The organism is Desulfovibrio sp. 1188_IL3213 (assembly GCF_036763145.1).
Classification (GTDB): domain Bacteria; phylum Desulfobacterota; class Desulfovibrionia; order Desulfovibrionales; family Desulfovibrionaceae; genus Desulfovibrio.
Map to the genome: position 1 here is coordinate 1 of NZ_JBAIYR010000476.1, position 1,627 is coordinate 1,627.

3 protein-coding genes are annotated in these 1,627 nt (G+C 60.9%); 1 reads left to right on the forward strand and 2 read right to left on the reverse strand.

The genetic code is table 11. The annotated features are described in order from the left end of the window. On the forward strand, nucleotides 1–212 hold a 212-nt coding region (locus V6C16_RS12760), incomplete at its 5' end, for a hypothetical protein (RefSeq protein WP_333543386.1). A gap of 406 nt (nucleotides 213–618) precedes the next feature. Here the strand turns inward: V6C16_RS12760 and V6C16_RS12765 are convergent. Together V6C16_RS12765 and V6C16_RS12770 are read right to left on the reverse strand one after the other, a co-directional pair. Next, nucleotides 619–1,353 carry a polyphenol oxidase family protein gene (locus V6C16_RS12765; protein WP_333543388.1) on the reverse strand — a complete coding sequence of 245 codons (735 nt, stop codon included), beginning with the start codon at nucleotides 1,351–1,353 and terminating at the stop codon, nucleotides 619–621. A 17-nt stretch (nucleotides 1,354–1,370) separates the two neighbouring features. Beyond that, on the reverse strand, nucleotides 1,371–1,627 hold a 257-nt coding region (locus V6C16_RS12770), incomplete at its 5' end, for a 5-formyltetrahydrofolate cyclo-ligase (protein ID WP_333543387.1).

The following is a 1,627-nucleotide window of genomic DNA, read 5'->3' on the forward strand; positions in this document are numbered from 1 at the left end:
TTGGCCGCCTGTTCGGCAAGCGTGTGCGTATACACGGCCACAATGCCGGTCTGCACCTTTTGCTGGAATTTCCCGCAGGACCGGACGAAACACGCCTTACGGCAAAAGCCGCCGCTTGCGGCGTTCGCACGGGATTCCCTTTTCAAGCCGGCACACCGGCTACCATTGCCGCGCATACTTTAGGCGGGGGCGGGCGGGCTGTCAATGTCTGACACTGCCTGCACAAGCCAAGGCAGATCAGGCAAGGTAAATCAAACCAAGGCAGATCTCTGGGCAAGGCAGGCCGGGACAAACCAGCCCAAGGCCCACAACGGCGCGGCAGCGCAGACACGCATGCCGAAAATGCCCCTGTGCGCCGAGTCCCTGAAGAAACGGAACCGCCGCCCTGCCCTCAACGAGCATGCTGAGCCGCCGCGAACGGCCAGCAGTAATCAGGCAGTGATTGGTCTTCGCGTTCGCCATTGGACAGCGGCAACTGGTTGGGCGCACTGTTGCGCAAAAGCCAGAGGCCTGTACCAAGGCTGTTTCAGGGGGTAAGCGCGGTTTATCTGCGCGGTTAAACGCCGAAGTGAGCGGGCCTTAACCTTTGAGAATGTATATTCTCCAAGTTAACCTGCTCTAGCCGTTCTGAATCCAGATTATGCTGGCCTGCCGCCCCGAGGCCTTCGCCCGCCGATAGGAGAAAAACTGCTCGTTATTACTGGCTGTGCATATGTCCAGGCCAAAAATGTTGCGCGCGGGCAGACCGGCCAGCATGAGCTGATGCCGGGTCAGGCTCCAGAGGTCCATAGTGCGGCTCTCTTCGTCAAACCACGGGCGGAACTGCGCGCCCCACTCCCTGTCAAAATTGACGAATTCCGCCATACCGGGGCCAAGGCTCGGCCCGCGCACGGCAAAAACATCCTGCGGCTTGAGATCATAGCGTTCGCAAAAGCGTACAACGCCGGCAAGGGGAAAGTCACAACGGTTGCCGCGCCAGCCCGCGTGCATGGCCGCTACATACCGGCCGCTTCTGTGCGCCAGAAGAACAGGCTGGCAGTCCGCCGTCTTGATAAGCAGCCCCAGGCCCGGCCGGTCGGTAGCCATGCCGTCGCCCTCTTCGGTTGGCACAGCATCACAGGCGACAGGCTGAGGCTCAAAAGCCATCACGTCGCCATGCACCTGTGACAGTTCCGCCCACTGGCTCATGCCCTGTGTTTTCAGGGACGCCAGCAAGTTCCTGCGGTTGTCCGCCACGTGGGCCGCGTCGTCGCCAACGCTGAAAGAAATGTTACCGCCGCCGTATTCGCCCTGGCCGGAACCGCCGGGGCGGGTCTGAAACACGCAGCGCACGGAACCCAGGCCCGGAAACATGAAAGGAATGTAGCTTATTATGGACACAGCAGACGCTCTTCGGTGCATAAATAATGAACCCTCTGGTCCCAGGGGGCCAGAGGAAGGGCAGGAACAAGCTGAAAGTCAAAACACAGTCCCATGCGCGGACAATCAAGCCCAGCCTGCAGAAAGCGGTCATAATAACCGCCGCCATAGCCAAGACGGCCGCCGGAAAGATCAAAGGCCAGACCGGGAATGACCATCAGGTCCGGCGAAAACCGCGGGCTGCCCGACGGGGCGCGCCCGTCCGCCC

What these genes read in the sequence shown, in the direction of transcription:
- V6C16_RS12765 (WP_333543388.1), bottom strand. Translation starts at nt 1,353, where the DNA reads ATGTTTCCGGGCCTGGGTTCCGTGCGCTGCGTGTTTCAGACCCGCCCC.